This is a genomic window from Mesorhizobium sp. M0587 (genome assembly GCF_040320945.1).
In the GTDB taxonomy this organism is placed as follows: Bacteria; Pseudomonadota; Alphaproteobacteria; order Rhizobiales; family Rhizobiaceae; genus Mesorhizobium.
Map to the genome: position 1 here is coordinate 143,632 of NZ_JAMYQP010000001.1, position 16,592 is coordinate 160,223.

The window sequence follows — 16,592 nt, forward strand, 5'->3', positions numbered from 1 at the left end:
GATGAAAACAACGGGAGGAGAATTCCATGAGACGACTGTTGATGAGCCTTGTGCCGGCGCTGGCGTTGATGTTTGCCGTCGTGGCCGCCAAGGCCGAAGGAGGCGGCACGTTCCGTTCCGCCATGCGCACCGGCTGTATCGAGATGGGCACGCTGCACACCACCTGCGGTCATCGGCTCGACGAGACGGTTCTGCAAGGGCTTGTCCACATCAAGTGGACGGGCGACGGCGTGCAACCGATGCTGGCCGAAAGCTGGAAGACGCCGGACGGCGGCAAGACCTACGTCTTCAACCTGCGCCACGGCGTCAAATGGCACGACGGCCAACCCTTTACCGCCAAGGACGTGGTGTTCAGCCTCAACCTCTACGCCAATCCGAAGGTCGGCTCGCCGTGGTCGCAGAAGCTTTCGGCCGTGGCCGGATACAAGGCGCTCCAGGACGGTTCGGCCAGCGCGCTTGCCGGGGTGAAGGCGCTTGACGACACCACCGTCCAGATCGAGCTCGACAGCGCAAAGCCGCTCTGGGTCGAGCTGCAGCTGATCGCGATCAGCATCTTTCCCGAACACATCCTGGGCAAGGTCGCGCCCGGCGATATCAAGGGCAATGCCTTCTGGGTCAACCGCGTCGGCACCGGCCCGTTCATCTGGAAGAAATATGAGAGCGATCAGTATGTCGAGGTCGACCGCAACCCTGACTATTTCCTCGGCGCGCCGAAGCTCGATCGTATCATCTACCAGATCTACAAGGATGTGCCGCCGATCATAGCCGCCCTGGAGACGCAGGAAGTCGACGCCATGTCCTATGAGGGCGGCGGCGTGCCGATCTCCGAGCTCGCCCGCTTGCAGAAGCTCGATTATCTGACGGTGCTGCCGAAATTCTCGGCCGGCCTGCCGACCTATCTGCAGTTCAACCTGGAGAACAAGCGCTTCGCCGACGTGCGCGTGCGCCAGGCGATGCTCTATGCCATCGATCGCAAGGCGATCATCGAGACGGTCAAGCAAGGCGCCGGCGAACTGTTGAACACGCTGTTCCCGCAGGACTGGGCGCGCGCCAAGGACCTCGAACAGTATGACTACAATCCCGACAAGGCCAAGCAGTTGCTCGCCGACGCCGGCTGGGACGCCGGCCAGCCGGTCGACTTCATCTACTACTATTCCGACCAGATGAACGTCGACACCGTAACCGCCATTCAGAGCTATCTGGCCGCAGTCGGCGTCAACATTCAGCCGCGGCTGCTCGATCCGGCGGCGATCAACCAGGTCTATGCCGACGGCAGCTTCCAGATGGGCTTCTTCGCCAATGGCGTGGGGCTTGATCCCTCGCTCGGCTCGCCGCTGGTCGTTTGCGGCGCCAAGCCTCTCGCCATGGGGTATTGCAATCCCAAGGTCGACGAACTCTTCAACAAGGGGCTGGAATCGAACGACCGCGCCGTGCGCGCCGCGAGCTATCAGGAAGCCTCGCGCATCCTCAACCAAGACCTGCCCAAGGCCTGGCTGTGGAACGAGGTGCGCCCACTCGCCTTCAACAATCGCATCGTCGGCCTGGCGCAACACTTCAAGGAGCAGCCGCTCGTGATCTTCAATCACCCGGTCTACAACGAAGTCGAGAAGTGGGAAGTGGCGAAATAGCCCCTGTGGAACGTCATCGCTTGCCGATCATGGGGTTCTGCCGGAGCCTCATGATCAGGCGCCTCAAGAGCCGCCTTCAGCCATAGGAGAGGCCGGTGCTCAGCTACCTCTTGCGCAAGCTGCTGCTCAGCATTCCCGTGCTGTTCGGTGTCACCGTGATCGTCTTCGCCATCGCGCACGCCATGCCGGGCGATGCCGTACTGGCGATGATCACGGCCGAGGCGCCGTCGAGCGATGAACTGATCGCGATGCGGCGCGGCGAGCTCGGCCTCGACCAGCCGCTCTATATCCAGTACCTCAACTGGATCGGCCAGATCCTGCACGGCAATCTCGGCCGCTCCTTCGTCAACGGCCGCGGTGTCGGCGAGATCATCGGCGAGCGCCTGCCGATGACGCTGGAGCTGATGGGCGTGGCGCTGCTCGTGGCCTTCGTCATCGGCGCCACGCTCGGGGTGGTCTCGGCGCTCAGGCAATACAAGTTCACCGACTATTCGCTGACGCTCGCCGGCTTTGTCGGCGTCTCAATCCCCGATTTCTTCATGGGGCTACTGCTCGTCTATGTGTTTGCGCTTGAGCTGCGCTGGCTGCCGTCCTCGGGCATTTCGACGGCCGGCGACAGCTTCTCGCTGCTCGACAATCTCAGGCATCTGATCCTGCCGGCGGCAGCCCTTGCGCTGTTCCGTGCCGCGATCTTCATGCGTTACGCCCGCGCCGGCATGCTGGAAGTGCTGAACCAGAGTTATATGCGCACCGCCAAGGCCAAGGGCCTGCGTCCCAGCACGATCACGCTACGCCACGGCTTGCGCAACGCGTTGATCCCGCTGGTCACCGTCTTCGGCCTTGCCTTGCCGACGCTGTTCGGCGGCTCGGTGGTGATCGAGACGATCTTCCAGTGGCCAGGCATCGGCCTGATGTTCATCGATTCCGTGGTGAACCGGGATAGTCCGGTCATCATGGGCTATGTGCTGATCACCGCCATCATCGTCATGCTGGCGAACCTAGCGACCGATCTTGCCTACAGCGTGCTCGACCCGCGGGTGAGCTATGACTGACGCCACCGCAGCCGATGTGACCATTGCCTCCGGCGTCTCGCGCGGCTTGTGGGGCGAAGCGGCGCGCCGCTTCCTGCAGCACCGCCTGGCGACGCTCGGCCTGGTCATGCTTGCCATCATCGTGCTGGCCTGCGTGCTGGCGCCGCTGATCGCCCATTACGGGCCAAACGACATCGACCTCAGGGGCCGCAACCAGCCGCCCGGCGGCGTCCATTGGCTGGGCACCGATGGCACCGGTCGCGATATCTTTGCCCGCATCCTCTATGGCGGCCGCATCTCGCTGACGGTCGGCTTTGTCGCCGTGGCGATCTCTGCGGCAATAGGTATCTTCGTCGGCTGCGTCGCCGGCTACTTTGGTGGCAAGGTCGACCTCTTGCTGATGGGCCTGATCGACATGGTGCTGACCTTTCCGCGCCTGGTCATCATCATCGCCTTCGTCGCTGTCGTCGGTCCGAGCATCTTCAACACGATGGTGGTCATCGGGCTGCTCAGCTGGCCGTCCATCGCCCGGCTGACGCGGGGCGAAATCCTGGCGTTGCGCAATCAGGAATTCGTCCTCGCCGCGCGCTCGCTTGGCACCTCGCCCTCCGTCATCATCTTCGAGCACATCCTGCCAAATGTGCTGAGCCCGATACTGGTGGCGATCACGCTGGACGTCGCGACCGTCATCCTGCTCGAGGCATCGCTGTCCTTCCTCGGCTTGGGCGCGCAGGCGCCGGCCGCGAGCTGGGGCAACATGCTGCGCAATGCGCGCACGCTGTCGATCCTGGAGAGCCAGCCCTGGATGTGGATCCCGCCCGGCGCGATGATCGCGATGGCCGTACTCAGCATCAACTTTGTCGGCGACGGCCTGCGCGACGCGCTCGACCCGCAGCACATTATGGGCGGGGGCGCAAAATGATGCGGCCGGACACGCTCGCCCATGATCGGCCTGCCGAATTGCCGGGGCAGGCCCCGGTGCTATCCGTGCAGGGGCTGAGCGTCGAATTCGGGCCGAGCGGCAATTCCGTCTATGCGGTCAACGACGTCTCTTTCGAGCTTACCGAAGGCGAGTCGCTGGCGATCGTCGGCGAGAGCGGCTCTGGCAAGTCGGTCACCGTGCAGACGCTGATGGGCCTGATCCGCAAGCCGCCCGGCCGGGTCACCGCGGGCCGCGCGCTGTTTCGCGGCCGTGATCTCCTGGCCATGCCCGACAGCGAGTTGCGCCGGATCCGCGGCCGCGACATCGCCATGATCTTCCAGGATCCGATGTCGTCGCTGAATCCGGTGCTGACCATCGGCCTGCAGCTGACCGAGGCGCTGCGCGAACACCAGGACTTGAGCGAGGCCGAGGCCCAGCGCCAGGCGCTCGACATGCTGGGTCTGGTCGGTATCGCCAATGCACCGAAGCGCATGCGCGCCTTCCCGCACCAGTTCTCCGGCGGTCAATTGCAGCGCATCGGCATCGCCATGGCGCTGGTCTGCAAGCCGTCGATCCTGATCGCCGACGAGCCGACGACGGCGCTCGACGTCACCATCCAGGCGCAAATCGTCGAACTGGTCGTGCGCCTGCAGAAACAGCTCGGCATGGCGATCATCTGGATCAGCCATGATCTCAGTCTCGTCGCCGGCTTCGTCGATCGCGTCGCGGTGATGTATGCCGGCTCGATCGTGGAAAGCGCGGCGGTCGACGAGCTGTTTTCGACAACGAAGCATCCGTACACGATCGGCCTGTTGAACTCGATTCCGTCGCTGACGGCGGCCAACACCAGGCTGGTGCCGATCAAGGGCGCGCCGCCCAATGTCACTCTGGCCCCTACCTTCTGTGCCTTCGCGCCGCGCTGCGATTATGCCGAGGCGCGCTGCCGCGAGCAAAAGCCGCCGCTGGAGGCGGTTGCGGATGGCCACACGACAGCCTGCTGGCGCTGGCGGGAGGTGGAGCGATTGCCACGCAAGGCAGCGATGGCTGCGGACAAATCGGCCATGGCTAAGTCGCACCAGGAACCGCTGCTCGTAGTCGCTGATCTCAAGGTGTATTTCCCGATCCGGCGTGGCGTGCTCAGGCGGCAGGTCGGCGCCGTGCATGCCGTCGACGGGGTGAGTTTCGAAGTGTTGCGCGGCGAGACGCTGGCGCTGGTCGGCGAAAGCGGCTGCGGCAAGTCGACGACCGGCCGCGCTGTGCTCGGCCTGGAGCGCCCGAGCGCCGGAAGCATCCTGTTCGAGGGCAGGGACTATGCGACTGCGACGGGCGAACAGCTCAAGCAACGCCGCCGCGACATGCAGATGGTATTCCAGAACCCGTTCGGTTCGCTCAATCCGCGCATGACCGTCGGGCGCATCATCGGCGAGGGGCTGCGCGCCCAGAAGATCGGCACGCGCGCCTCGCGCGACGCTCGCGTACGCGAGTTGCTGGCGCTGGTCGGCTTGCGGGAGGCGCTGCGCGACCGCTACCCGTTCGAGCTCTCCGGCGGCCAGCGCCAGCGCGTCGGCATTGCCCGGGCGCTGGCGGCCAATCCGAAATTCATCATTGCCGACGAGCCGATCTCGGCGCTCGATGTTTCCATCCAGGCGCAGATCGTCAACCTGCTCGACGACCTCAAGGCGCGCCTTGGGCTGACCTATCTGTTTGTTGGCCATGATTTGTCGATGATCCGCTATCTCAGCGATCGCGTCGCGGTGATGTATCTCGGCCGGATCGTCGAGATCGGTACCACCAAGGCGGTGTTCGGCAGTCCGCTGCATCCCTATACGCGCGCGCTGCTTTCGGCGATCCCGGTGCCCGATCCGAAGGCCGGTGGAACGCGCCGGCGCATCGTGCTCGGCGGCGCCGTGCCCGACCCGTCGAAGCCGCCGCCGGGTTGCCATTTTCATCCACGCTGCCCTCTTGCAACGGATATCTGCACCAAGGTGGACCCGCAGGTCCGCGATTTTGGCTCTGATGTCGCCGGCCAGCATCTCGTCGCCTGCCACCATGCCGGCGAAGCCACACAATGAAATCTCTGGAAAGACTGAGGATCCCTGAATGACCAAGCAATTGGCGGGCATGTATGCCGCCTTGATGACCGGACTGAGCGATGCAGGCGAGTTCGATCCGCAGCGCCAGCGCAACATCATCGAATACGTCCTGCGCCAAGGTCTGGCCGGCCTCTATGTCGGCGGCAGCAGCGGCGAATCCGGCCTGCTGACGGTGGACGAACTGGCGGCCCAGCAGGAGGTGGTCTTCGCCAACGCGGCAAGCTCTGGCACCACGCTGATCGCCCATGTCGGCATGCCGAACCTGCGCGATTCCATCCGTCTGGCCCGGCAGGCGCAAAAGCTCGGCTACCACGCGCTATCGGCGCTGCCGCCGCACTCCTACCCGTTCTCGGACGAGGAGGTTTTTGGCTATTATCAGGCTCTGGCGTCGGCGACGGATTTGCCGCTGATCGTCTACGAGATACCCTTGCGCACCGGTCGGCCATTGCCGCTCGACCTGCTGGTCCGGCTGCTCGACCTAGGCAATGTCGTCGGCATCAAATTCACCTCCACCGACCTGTTCAAATATTCGCTGCTGCGCAAGCGGCAGCCGCAAAAACTGTTCTACTACGGCTTCGACGAGATTTATGCCGCCGCCGGCATGCTCGGCACCGAAGGCGGCATCGGCACCACCTACAATCTGCTCGGCAGACTGTATGTGGCAATCGACCAGGCAATCCGTGCCGGCGATCTGCCACGGGCGAAAACGCTGCAGATGATATCGCAGGATTTCGTCGAGGTCTTGCTGGATACCGGCGTGCTGCCGGGCATGAAGGCGGCCTTCCGCGTCATCGGCGTCGATTGCGGGCCGACCCGGGCGCCGATGGCGCTTGTCGTTGCCGACGCCGAAGACCGGATGCGGACGGTTCTTGCCCGCCCGGCGATCAAGGAGTGGCTGGCATGAACTGCGGCATTGGGAAAGCGTCAGCTTTGGGTGACTAAAGCTAACCGCCGCCCGCGCGAATGGAAAAATTATTCGTCGCGGCCAGCATTGAAAGGCTGATCGTTCCTTCCTCGGCAATCCGAAGTCGATGAGACTGCGCGCACCGATGCGGCCTCGGCCGTGTAAGTGCCTGCATGTCCAACAAACCTGGCTTCGGGTGGAGGCTTCATGCCGTATTCGCTAGCCAAGGGAAGGAGCCTGATATGCCCAGAATAGTGCCCGTGCTCGATCTCAGCCGTTTTGAACAAGGCGCCTCGGAGCGCCGCACGTTTCTGGTGGATTTGCGCTCCGCCTCGCGCGACATCGGTTTTTTCTACCTGGCTGGGCACGGCATCTCCTGGGCCGAGATCAGCGAGGTGCTCACCGCGTCACGGCGCTTCTTTGCCTTGCCGGAACAGGACAAGCTCGCCATCGAAATGGTCAAGTCCTCGCAATTTCGTGGCTACACGCGCGCTGGCGGCGAATTGACCAAAGGCATGGCGGACTGGCGCGAACAGCTCGACATCGGCGTCGAGCGCCAGCCCATAGCGCAGGGGCCTGGAATTCCCGCCTGGACGCGACTGCAAGGCCCGAACCAGTGGCCCGCGGCACTGCCGGAACTCCGCCCGGCGCTCCTGGCATGGCAGGCCAAGGCGACAGCCGTGGCCATCCGCCTGCTCAAGGCATTCGCGCTGTCGCTGGACCAGGATGAAGACGCCTTCGACCCGATCTATCGCGACTCGCCCAACCACCGCATGAAGATCGTGCGTTACCCCGGCCGCGAAGCAACCGGCGGCGACCAGGGGGTCGGCCCGCACAAGGATGGCGGCTTTCTCACGCTGCTGCTCCAGGATGACAATAAGGGACTGCAAGTCGACTATGATGGAAGCTGGGTGGACGTAGACCCCATCCCCGGAACGCTCGTGGTCAACATCGGCGAATTGCTTGAGCTGGCCTCGAATGGCTATCTGCGCGCGACGGTGCATCGCGTGGTGACACCGCCTGCCGGTGTCGAACGCATTTCGGTGCCGTTCTTCTTCAGCGCCAAACTCGATGCGACGATACCGTTGCTTGATCTTCCCGAGGACCTTGCGAAGCAGGCCCGCGGGCCGGCCAGCGATCCGGACAATCCGCTCTTTCGCGATGTCGGAACCAATGTTCTGAAAAGCCGGCTGCGTTCGCATCCCGACGTCGCGCGCCGTCATTACGCCGACCTGCTGGAGCCGGAAGCCCGGGCGAGCTGAGCTTTCATTGGGGGCGCGAAGAACAGGATTTTTGCGCTTTCAACTTATTTTGAAAAACCATTCGTCGCTTTTCGGCGAAAATCGGTCCAAAAGGGAAAAATCCGTTCGGCGGTCTCCTCCCATTCCGCAGGACGGTGTTCCCCTCTGAAGGTTATGACCTTCTTTTTGGCCGGGCCGTTTTCTGCCCGGCCATTTTTTTCTGTTCCGCCCGGCGCATTGCCTGGGCCGCGCCGATCCGGCAAATTCCAGCACGTCATTCGATCCAGGCACCGGCTGCAAATCGGTGCAAAGAAGGAGAGGCACCATGACATCGAACGTCGCCGTCATCGCAGGGGCGGGCTCCGGATTGAGCGCCTCGCTTGCGCGCCTCCTTGCCGGCCAGGGTTTTCGCGTCGTTCTGGCTGCCCGCGATATCCAAAAGCTCGACGCCTTGCTGGCGCAGACTGGCGCGCAGGCAGTGGCAACGGATGTCTGCGACATTGCGTCGGTGGAGCATCTGTTTGAGGTCGCAGACAAGGCAGGCCAGCTCTCGCTCGTGATCTTCAACGCCAGCGGCCGTGCCCGCGGACCGATAGCTGAGCTCGACCCCGAAGCTGTCCGGCAGGCGCTGCTGGTCGGGGCCTATGGCGGCTTCCTGGTCGGCCAGCAGGCAGCCCGGCGATTTCTCGCCCAGGGCTCGGGATCGATCTTCTTCACCGGAGCGACGGCAAGCGTGAAGGGGTTTGCCGGCTCTGCCGGCTTTGCGATGCCGAAATTTGGGCTGCGCGGACTGGCGCAGTCGATGGCCCGCGAACTGGCTCCCAAGAACATCCACGTTGCGCATTTCATTGTCGATGGCGCCATAGCCCCGGCCGCGTCCGAACAGGCTTCCGAGCCGCAGGACCGTCGGTTGTCGCCGGATGCGATCGCTGAGGCCTATCTCGGCATCCATCGCCAGCACCGCAGTGCCTGGACCTGGGAAATGGAGCTCAGGCCCTGGGTTGAGAGCTTCTGACAGGCTCGGCGCCGGGGTGCGACTTTCCGCATCTGCGCGTACGATCGAGGAGAGTCGACATCGCATATGGATATCACTATATAGCGGCGGCTTCGACCCGCGCGCCTGGACGGTTGCGCCTCCCCAAGCACTGCGCGTTGTACGATCTATTGTGACGTAAAATCGGCTCGGAAACCGGATAAAACAAATAGAAACAATGGCACAAGCTGAGTTGACCTCAGCCAACGGTACCGACCCCTCCAAATCAGAAAATGCTCTTGACCCTTCGATTTCCTTCGGCTCTGTGGACCTTGGACAGCATCGGCTTGCCGTGCGGTCGCGACTCGGCTGGAATGGGAGCATGCATCCTTCTCGGGATGCCGACGTTTATGATTACCAACCGGCTTTGCCGCAAGGGAACAGCAGTATGAGTGAACACGCGATCGAGTTCTTGCGGGGATGGATCGGCGAAAAGGTCCATTGCCAATCCCACCCCAGGATCGAGAAGCAGGCCGAGACATTGGCCAAGGAATGCGCCGCCAAGGCGGCGGAGGTCGGCATACCGCTGGAGGACATCCAGGAAGAAGTCGGCGACATCCAGGAACTCATTGCGTCCCGGCTCGAGGAAGCCGCCGAGGCCGACGAGCACCAGCAGGCCCCCCGCAAAGCCGCGGAATGATTTAACGAGGCGACCTTTTGTGAGACGCGGGCTGTTCGGCTCGCGTCCTCGTCTCAATTGCTCTCAACCAAACTGCTCTTTCAGCCATGCCTTTGGCAGCGCAGGCACGAAATTGCCGTCGCGCCCGGTCATGTCATCGTTCGCCACCAATGCGTTGAGGATCGATTCCTCTACCGCCTGGATCACGGCATCGAAAAACGGGTCGATGTCGGTGTCGGGGATGAAATCTGCATTGGCGATCCGGCCGGACGGTGCAAGTGCGGCGGCAGGATTGGCTGTAGAGAAGGCGAGAAAAATATCGCCTGAGCTATGATAGCCGAAGCCGCCGGTCATTGCGACGCCAAGTGGCACCCGGCGAGCCAGCCGCTTCATCTGGTGCGGCAGGAATGGTGCATCGGTGGCGATCACGGCGATAATCGATCCTTTCTCCGCCCGCGGCGTGCCTTCACGGATGGCTGGCTCGATGAGTTCTGGCCCCGCACGCAGGCCGCGAAGTGTGAAATTGCGCCGCTTGCCGAAATTAGACTGCACGAAGGCGCCGACGATGTAGGCGCGCCCCTGCCATTCGACGATGCGCGACGCGGTGCCGGAGCCGGCCTTGAACCCGAAGGTGATCATGCCGGTGCCGCCGCCGACGCTGCCTTCCTCGATCGGTCCACCGGTGGCGCCGTCAAGGGCGTCGGCGACATGCCCTGATGTCACATGGTGGCCGTTGATATCGTTGAGGAACCCGTCAAAGGTCTCCGCCGCCACCGGCAGGCCCCAAGCGCTGTCGAGCGCGGCTGGAAGCACGCGCTGCATCCAGCGTAGCGTGCCGTCGCGTGAAACACCGCAGGAATGCGTGTTGGTGATGGTGACCGGGAAGTTGAAGGCGCCGGTTTCCTCGATGATGTGGGAGCCGGTCAACTCGCCATTGCCGTTCTGGCTGAAAATGCCGGCAAAGACAGGCGTGGCAAGGTCGGCGCGCGGCCTGGGCAGGATCGCGGTCACGCCGGTTCGCACCGGTCCCTTGCCGACGACGAGCGCGCCGTCGCCGGAAATCAGCGTCGCATAACCGACGGCGACGCCGGGTACGTCGGTGATCGCGTTGAACGGCCCAGGGGCTCCGTCGAAACCGATGCCAAAGCTTCGCGCGCGCGGCTTGCCCGCAGGCGTGGCCAGATGATGCGGACTGTCGGTCATAGTCAGAACAGCGATCCCTGATTGCCGGGCTCTTTGGGCTTGCCCGCCGGCCTGGCGACCTGTTTCGGCCGTGCCGTGCCGCTGGTCGCGACCGCATCCGCGGTGCCGTCCGCGAATTCCAGCGAAAGCGCCATTCCTGACGCTATGTCAGCCGCCTGCTTGATGACGCCCCCGTCGGGGCCCTTCACCAGGGCGAAACCGCGCGCCAGAACCGCCCTGTGTGAAAGCGTGGCCAGCAGCCGGTCGGCCTGGCCGACGCGGCCGCGCAAACGCTCCAGCCTGACCAGCACCGCCTGGCCGCCGCGCCGCGTCAGGGCCGTCAGCAGATCTCTCTGCACGCGCTGCCGCCGTGCTGCCGGTTCGATCGTGATGCGGCCCTGCAGCAAGGCCAATTGTTGCCGGTGCCGCAGCAGCGACGCTTTCGCACATTTTGGCAACTGATCCGCCGCGCGTCGCAATTCGGCACGCCGTGCCCTTGTCAATGCACGCAGCGCGCCTTGTGCCCGCAAAAGATTGCTATCATTGGTTCGCCGTGCCTCGGCAATTCGCTGCGACAGCATTGCCGGTGTCAGCTTTACGGCGAAGAACCGCGCCCGCTTGCGCTCGGTCGAGACGGTCAGGCCGCGGCCGAGCCGGCTTGTCGCTTCGTCGAGATGCCGGCGCGGCAGCGCCAGCAATTGATCGGGCGAGGGGAGCGCGCGGGCAGCCGCCCGGGCGGCCTGCCGCTTGCGTTCGAAATTGCGCAAGACCGCTGCCTTGAGGCGTGCGCCGAGGCTGGCAAGCGTCGCTTCGAGATCGGCCTTCACCGGCACGGCGATTTCGGCGGCACCCGTCGGTGTCGGCGCACGCACATCCGCGACGAGATCGATCAAGGTCCAGTCCGTCTCGTGGCCGACGGCCGAGATCACCGGAATGGTTGAAGCGGCGACGGCGCGGGCCAGCGCCTCGTCATTGAAGGCCCAGAGGTCTTCGAGGCTGCCGCCGCCGCGCGCCACGATCAGAAGATCGGGGCGTTGAAAAGGTCCGTCCCATTCCAGCGCGTTGAAACCAGTGATGGCATTGGTCACTTCCGCGCTCGCCGTCTCGCCCTGCACGCGCACGGGCCAGACGAGCACGTGCAGCGGAAAACGGTCCTTGATGCGGTGGATGATGTCGCGGATCACAGACCCGGTCGGCGAGGTGACGACGCCGATGACGCGCGGCATGAAAGGCAGCAACTGCTTGCGGGCGCTGTCGAACAGACCCTCGGCCTGCAGCCGGCGCTTGCGTTCTTCCAGCAGCGCCATCAGCGCGCCGGCTCCGGCCGGCTCCAGATTGTCGATGACGATCTGGTAATTGGACTTGCCGGGATAAGTGGTGAGCTTGCCGGTGGCGATCACCTCCATCCCCTCCTCGGGGCGGAACTTCAGCCGGCTCATCGTGCCTTTCCACACCACGGCGTCCAGCCGGGCGCGGTCGTCCTTCAGGGCGAAATAGGCATGGCCGGAGGAATGCGGTCCGCGATAGCCCGAAATTTCGCCGCGCACGCGCACATTGCCGAAAACATCCTCGACCGTGCGTTTCAAGGCACCCGAGATCTCGCTCACCGTGTATTCGGTGGCGTTGGTGCGTGATTCGGATGCTGCTTCGCTCATGGGCCGATTGGGGGATGCTTGGAGCCGCACGTCAAGGCGCCCGTGTCGGGCCAGGCGCCCAGGACCGGTGTGCCTGACCTTCCTACCAGCCCGGCAGGATCTGGTTCGGCTTGGTTCGCTTCATCCTGGTGAAGGCGAGTGCCGCGAAATCGAACGTTCCCGTCTCCTCGGCAAGCGGTACAGAGATGTTGTCGAGGCTCTCCGAAATGTGGCGAGCCAGCGCGTCGACGATCTCCGGCCGCGAGGTCTGGCCGCGCATGATGCCGATGCGGCAGTCGGGCAGGGCGCCGAAGCCGTCGGCTTCCCCCAGCACCCGCATGCCGGGCCTCAGCGCGCATTCCGGCAGCACCGAGATCGCCAGGCCCGACAGCACCGCGGCGGTGATGACGGTGGCCGAGAAGCTGGTGAACAGGATGCGATAGTCGCGGTTCTGCTGGTCCAGTACATCGACCGCGGCGCGCCGCCAGATGCAATTCGGCCGGCCGAAAGCCATAGGCAGCGTTTCCTGCTCATGCGTCGCATGATTGGCCGAACTGACCCACAGCAGCGGTTCGCGCCGCACCACTTCCGACTGGCCGCGCGTGTCATTGTGCGTCACCAGCGCCAGATCGAGATTGCCGCGTTTGATATGCTCCACCAGTCCCGGCGTCGGCTCGCAGATGACGGTCAGTTCGACGCGCGGATTGGAACGCGTGAACCGCGCCATGATCTCGGGCAGGAAACGGTCGGCGTAATCGTCGGGCGTGCCGATGCGGATCGTGCCTTCGAGCCGCCGGTCGTCGAATGCGGCCAGCGTTTCACGGTTGAGGTAGAGCAGCCGCCGCGCATAGGAAAGCAGCTTGTCGCCTTCCTCCGTCAATCGGTTGGTGCGCCCGTCCTTCTCGAACAGCGGCTTGCCGATCCGTTCCTCCAGCCTGCGCATCTGCATCGAAACCGCCGACTGGGTGCGGTGCACCTCCTCGGCTGCCCGGGTGAAACTGCCGGTGTCGGCGATCGAGATGAAGGTCTGCAACTGATCGAGATCGAGCGGCGCTTTCATCGGCGTGATCCATCACTGGTGTTGATATTAAAGATTAGAAACATTCGTTGGATTAATCAATCGGCTGATGGCAAATTGCTGGTGTCCACATGAAAGGCATGTGAATCGAAGCCGGAACGGTCGCTGTAGCCAGCGCCGATCGCCAGGCCTTGTCCGCTCTTCTCGCAAAGGAGACTGCCATGACCACGTTTGATTTCGCCACCGAGACCTCGCGCATCACCTCGCGTCCGGCCGTTGCGACGCGCGTGGCAAACACCGTCTCCGATGCCTACCGCGCCTGGAAAAACCGCCGCGCCTTCTATCGCCTCGGCGAGATGTCGGATGCGGAGCTTGCCGATATCGGCCTGACGCGCGCCGACCTGCATGTCGCCATCGACGTGCCCTTTGGCCGCGACCCAACGGCGATGCTGCGCGAAATCGCCAGCGATCGCGTGGAGACGATCGAGGATCTTGCCCGCACGGTAGCCTGATTGCTTGAGTTTCGGTCGCATTGAACCTTTCTGAGGTTCGAAACGACTGACGATTTGCAGGCCCACTCCCTGCCGGATCCCCGCCGGCCCGCCTGCACCCTGCCCGGTCCTCCCAGGACCGGGCTTTTCTTCCTGGCTTGCCGAAGACCGGTCGTTGGCTCGATCGCTACCGCCGATCCATATCCCGCTTGAATTGGTCGAAGATCGTTTCGACGCCCTTCTGGTAATCGTCGCGCTGCTGGGAGCCGGTCTCGAACATCTTGCCGAACAGATCGTCGAATGGATTCTTCGGCCGGCCGTTCGGATTGGCCTGCGGCTGCGGTGCCTGAGGCGCCTGTGGCTGTTGCGGTGCCGGCTGTCCGCCGGGCATTCCGAAACCACCGCCGCCTTGCCGCAGCATCTCCTCGAAAATTTTCCCCAGCGGATTGTCGCCGTAGGGGCTCTGCGTCTGTTGAGGTTGCGGCCGCACCTGGCCTTGCGGCTGCTGCGGTGCGCCACCGCCGAACATGTCCTGCAAAACCTTGCCGAGCGGATTGTCGCCATATGGATTGGGTGACGGCTGCGGCTGGCTTTGCGGCTGCGGCGTCCCGCCGCTGAACATGTCCTGCAAGACCTTGCCGAGCGGATTGTCCATTGGATTCTGAGGCAGCGGAGCCTGCCGCTGTTGGGGTGCCGGTGCCTGCATGCCCCCTTGCCGCATCATCTGGTCGATGATCTCGCCGAGCGGATTGTTGCCGGCGCCGCCAAAACCGGCGGCGGCCTGCATCTGGTTTGTCGTCTGCTTGAACAGTCCGCCCATGACCATGGAGGCGATGGCGGGCAGCATCTGCTGCAGGATCTGCTGGTTGACGCCGCTTGCCTGCGCCGCCTGGCTGGCCACGGCGCGCGACAGATCCTTCGAGCCGAACAGATGGCCCAGAATGCCGTTGCCCTCGTCGACGCCTTGCGGCGAGAAGGCCCGGCTTGCATCCTCGAAATACTTGGCATGCTGGCCGCTTGCCATCGCCGTCATGAAGGCGCCGAGCCCATAGGGGTCCGCGGTGTTGCGCTTCAATCCCTGCGAGAACGCCGGCAGCAGCGCCTCCACCGCCGACTGCGTCTGCTGCATCGAAAGCCCATATTGTTGGGCAAGCGCTTGCATGCCATTGCCGTTCTGGGCTTGCGCCAGCATATCGAACAAGGAAGGCATTGGTCTCTCCTCCGGAAATCCCCGTCGGAGAAACCTAGTTCCTTTCCACCGCCGATTGAAGCGGCTTTTGGCGATCAATCGGGCGAGGCGATGCCGCAGGGTTAATAGGCATATTCCATGAACACCGGCTCGATCGAGCCGCCCCAGCGCGTGTGATAGGCCGACAGCATTTCCTCGGCGCTGGTGGTGCCTCGCGCCACGACCTCGTCGAGCGTGTTGAGGAACGAGGTCTCGTCGTAGCCGTCGCGGTTCTTCTTGCCGCGGTTTTTGAGTCCCATGCGTGAAATGGTCAGCACGTCGCGAGCTATTTCGCGCAGCGTGGTGTTGCGCAATGGCGCTGAAATGCCTTGCTCCGGCACGGCGTCGCGCATCGCCAGCACCTCCTTGTAGGTCCAGCTCGAGGTCAGCGCCTCGGCCGCGTCGAGCGCGGCCTCGTCATAGAGCAGCCCGACCCAGAAGGCCGGCAGCGCGCAGATGCGCCGCCACGGGCCGCCGTCGGCGCCACGCATCTCGAGGAACCGTTTCAACCGCACATCCGGGAACAGCGTGGAGAGATGGTTCGCCCAGTCCCCCATCGTCGGCAGCCCATCCGATATTTCATTGCGGGCAGCGCCCGCCATGAACTCCCGGAAGGTGATGTGCGTCATGTCGTGATAGTGGCCGTCCCGAATGACGAAATACATAGGCACATCGAGCGCCCATTCGACATAGTCGGCGAAACCGAACTCGGGCGAGAAGCATAATTCGAGCAAGCCGGAACGCCGGTTGTCGGTGTCGCGCCAGATGTCGCCGCGCCAGCTCTGCAGGCCGTTCGGCCGGCTCTCGGTGAAGGGCGAGTTGGCGAACAACGCCGTCGACAGCGGCTGCAGCTTCAGCGACACCTGCATCTTGCGGCGCATGTCGGCTTCGCTCTCGAAGTCGAGGTTCACCTGGATCGTGCAGGTGCGGTACATCATGTCGAGGCCCTTGGTGCCGACTTTCGGCATGTAGCGCGTCATGATCTCGTAGCGCGATTTGGGCATTTTCGGCGTTTCGGCCAGCGACCACTTCGGACTGCCGCCAAGGCCGAGGAAGCGGATGCCCATCGGTTCGGCGATCTCGCGAACCTGCGCCAGATGGGCATTGCCCTCCCGGCAGGTCTGATGGATCGTCTCCAGCGGCGCGCCGGACAACTCGAACTGGCCACCCGGCTCCAGCGAAATCGCACCTTGGCCGGTCGGTTCGACCAGGCCAATGATGCGGCCGGCATCCATGATCGGATCCCAGCCGAGCTTTGACTGCATGCCTTCGAGGATGGCGCGGATTCCGCGCTCGCCGCCATAGGGCACGGGCGCGTTGCCATCGACGAAGAAAGGGAATTTCTCGTGCTCGGTGCCGATGCGCCATTTGTCGCGCGGCTTGTTGCCTTCAGCCAGATGCGCGACGAGTTCGTCGATGTCTTCGATCGGCCGGAAATCGGTTGTGTCGCGCGCCATAATTAGCCCTCAGAGGCGATCGGACGACCGCCGGCGCTAAATGGACGAAATGTCAGCAGCCGATCAAGCGAAAAATCCTGAGCCACAAGTCAACGGGAATTGAATGTGACG

General features: G+C 63.7%; 14 protein-coding genes. 9 read left to right on the top strand and 5 right to left on the bottom strand.

Going from position 1 to position 16,592, the window contains the following annotated elements:
• Nucleotides 1–26: 26 nt before the first annotated feature.
• The 8 genes from NKI49_RS00720 to NKI49_RS00755 all read left to right on the top strand — a co-directional run bounded on the left by NKI49_RS00720 (nucleotide 27) and on the right by NKI49_RS00755 (nucleotide 9,492).
• Nucleotides 27–1,628, top strand: coding sequence for an ABC transporter substrate-binding protein (locus NKI49_RS00720; protein WP_352598235.1), 1,602 nt, complete (start codon nucleotides 27–29; stop codon nucleotides 1,626–1,628).
• 95 nt (nucleotides 1,629–1,723) lie between these two features.
• Entirely contained in the window at nucleotides 1,724–2,680 is a 957-nt protein-coding gene (locus NKI49_RS00725; protein WP_352598234.1) for an ABC transporter permease, read from the top strand.
• Complete coding sequence (gene opp4C, locus NKI49_RS00730) at nucleotides 2,673–3,581, top strand: oligopeptide ABC transporter permease (RefSeq protein WP_352598233.1); 909 nt, start codon at nucleotides 2,673–2,675, stop codon at nucleotides 3,579–3,581. Before NKI49_RS00725 ends, opp4C begins: the two co-directional genes overlap by 8 nt.
• Complete coding sequence (locus NKI49_RS00735) at nucleotides 3,578–5,653, top strand: dipeptide ABC transporter ATP-binding protein (RefSeq protein ID WP_352598232.1); 2,076 nt, start codon at nucleotides 3,578–3,580, stop codon at nucleotides 5,651–5,653. The genes opp4C and NKI49_RS00735 overlap by 4 nt, the downstream gene beginning before the upstream one ends.
• A 28-nt stretch (nucleotides 5,654–5,681) precedes the next feature.
• Nucleotides 5,682–6,578: a dihydrodipicolinate synthase family protein gene (locus tag NKI49_RS00740; RefSeq protein ID WP_352598231.1), complete on the top strand. Its 897-nt coding sequence runs from the start codon at nucleotides 5,682–5,684 to the stop codon at nucleotides 6,576–6,578.
• A gap of 242 nt (nucleotides 6,579–6,820) precedes the next feature.
• Nucleotides 6,821–7,840: an isopenicillin N synthase family dioxygenase gene (locus NKI49_RS00745; protein WP_352598230.1), complete on the top strand. Its 1,020-nt coding sequence runs from the start codon at nucleotides 6,821–6,823 to the stop codon at nucleotides 7,838–7,840.
• Nucleotides 7,841–8,144: 304 nt separating this feature from the next.
• On the top strand, nucleotides 8,145–8,834 hold the full coding sequence (locus tag NKI49_RS00750) for an SDR family NAD(P)-dependent oxidoreductase (protein ID WP_352598229.1): 690 nt from the start codon (nucleotides 8,145–8,147) through the stop codon (nucleotides 8,832–8,834).
• 406 nt (nucleotides 8,835–9,240) lie between these two features.
• Nucleotides 9,241–9,492: a hypothetical protein gene (locus NKI49_RS00755; protein ID WP_352598228.1), complete on the top strand. Its 252-nt coding sequence runs from the start codon at nucleotides 9,241–9,243 to the stop codon at nucleotides 9,490–9,492.
• A 63-nt stretch (nucleotides 9,493–9,555) separates the two neighbouring features.
• On the opposite strand, the gene NKI49_RS00760 is transcribed toward NKI49_RS00755, so the two are convergent.
• From NKI49_RS00760 to NKI49_RS00770, 3 genes are all read right to left on the bottom strand, one after another.
• Nucleotides 9,556–10,674, bottom strand: coding sequence for a DmpA family aminopeptidase (locus NKI49_RS00760; RefSeq protein WP_352598227.1), 1,119 nt, complete (start codon nucleotides 10,672–10,674; stop codon nucleotides 9,556–9,558).
• A 2-nt stretch (nucleotides 10,675–10,676) separates the two neighbouring features.
• Nucleotides 10,677–12,308: an exodeoxyribonuclease VII large subunit gene (gene xseA, locus NKI49_RS00765; RefSeq protein ID WP_352598226.1), complete on the bottom strand. Its 1,632-nt coding sequence runs from the start codon at nucleotides 12,306–12,308 to the stop codon at nucleotides 10,677–10,679.
• An 82-nt stretch (nucleotides 12,309–12,390) separates the two neighbouring features.
• The gene (locus tag NKI49_RS00770) at nucleotides 12,391–13,347 is read right to left on the bottom strand and encodes a LysR substrate-binding domain-containing protein (protein WP_352598225.1); all 957 of its coding nucleotides are present in this window, start codon (nucleotides 13,345–13,347) and stop codon (nucleotides 12,391–12,393) included.
• A 179-nt stretch (nucleotides 13,348–13,526) separates the two neighbouring features.
• Between NKI49_RS00770 and NKI49_RS00775 the strand changes: the two genes are divergently transcribed.
• Complete coding sequence (locus NKI49_RS00775; protein WP_352598224.1) at nucleotides 13,527–13,817, top strand: DUF1127 domain-containing protein; 291 nt, start codon at nucleotides 13,527–13,529, stop codon at nucleotides 13,815–13,817.
• A 166-nt stretch (nucleotides 13,818–13,983) separates the two neighbouring features.
• On the opposite strand, the gene NKI49_RS00780 is transcribed toward NKI49_RS00775, so the two are convergent.
• Both NKI49_RS00780 and NKI49_RS00785 read right to left on the bottom strand, forming a co-directional pair.
• On the bottom strand, nucleotides 13,984–15,006 hold the full coding sequence (locus NKI49_RS00780; RefSeq protein WP_352598223.1) for a DUF937 domain-containing protein: 1,023 nt from the start codon (nucleotides 15,004–15,006) through the stop codon (nucleotides 13,984–13,986).
• A gap of 101 nt (nucleotides 15,007–15,107) precedes the next feature.
• On the bottom strand, nucleotides 15,108–16,481 hold the full coding sequence (locus tag NKI49_RS00785) for a glutamate--cysteine ligase (RefSeq protein ID WP_352598222.1): 1,374 nt from the start codon (nucleotides 16,479–16,481) through the stop codon (nucleotides 15,108–15,110).
• Nucleotides 16,482–16,592: the final 111 nt, after the last annotated feature.

What these genes read in the sequence shown, in the direction of transcription:
- NKI49_RS00735 (WP_352598232.1), top strand. Translation starts at nt 3,578, where the DNA reads ATGATGCGGCCGGACACGCTCGCCCATGATCGGCCTGCCGAATTGCCG.
- NKI49_RS00745 (WP_352598230.1), top strand. Translation starts at nt 6,821, where the DNA reads ATGCCCAGAATAGTGCCCGTGCTCGATCTCAGCCGTTTTGAACAAGGC.
- NKI49_RS00720 (WP_352598235.1), top strand. Translation starts at nt 27, where the DNA reads ATGAGACGACTGTTGATGAGCCTTGTGCCGGCGCTGGCGTTGATGTTT.
- NKI49_RS00785 (WP_352598222.1), bottom strand. Translation starts at nt 16,481, where the DNA reads ATGGCGCGCGACACAACCGATTTCCGGCCGATCGAAGACATCGACGAA.
- NKI49_RS00775 (WP_352598224.1), top strand. Translation starts at nt 13,527, where the DNA reads ATGACCACGTTTGATTTCGCCACCGAGACCTCGCGCATCACCTCGCGT.
- NKI49_RS00780 (WP_352598223.1), bottom strand. Translation starts at nt 15,006, where the DNA reads ATGCCTTCCTTGTTCGATATGCTGGCGCAAGCCCAGAACGGCAATGGC.
- opp4C (WP_352598233.1), top strand. Translation starts at nt 2,673, where the DNA reads ATGACTGACGCCACCGCAGCCGATGTGACCATTGCCTCCGGCGTCTCG.
- xseA (WP_352598226.1), bottom strand. Translation starts at nt 12,308, where the DNA reads ATGAGCGAAGCAGCATCCGAATCACGCACCAACGCCACCGAATACACG.
- NKI49_RS00760 (WP_352598227.1), bottom strand. Translation starts at nt 10,674, where the DNA reads ATGACCGACAGTCCGCATCATCTGGCCACGCCTGCGGGCAAGCCGCGC.
- NKI49_RS00755 (WP_352598228.1), top strand. Translation starts at nt 9,241, where the DNA reads ATGAGTGAACACGCGATCGAGTTCTTGCGGGGATGGATCGGCGAAAAG.
- NKI49_RS00750 (WP_352598229.1), top strand. Translation starts at nt 8,145, where the DNA reads ATGACATCGAACGTCGCCGTCATCGCAGGGGCGGGCTCCGGATTGAGC.
- NKI49_RS00770 (WP_352598225.1), bottom strand. Translation starts at nt 13,347, where the DNA reads ATGAAAGCGCCGCTCGATCTCGATCAGTTGCAGACCTTCATCTCGATC.
- NKI49_RS00740 (WP_352598231.1), top strand. Translation starts at nt 5,682, where the DNA reads ATGACCAAGCAATTGGCGGGCATGTATGCCGCCTTGATGACCGGACTG.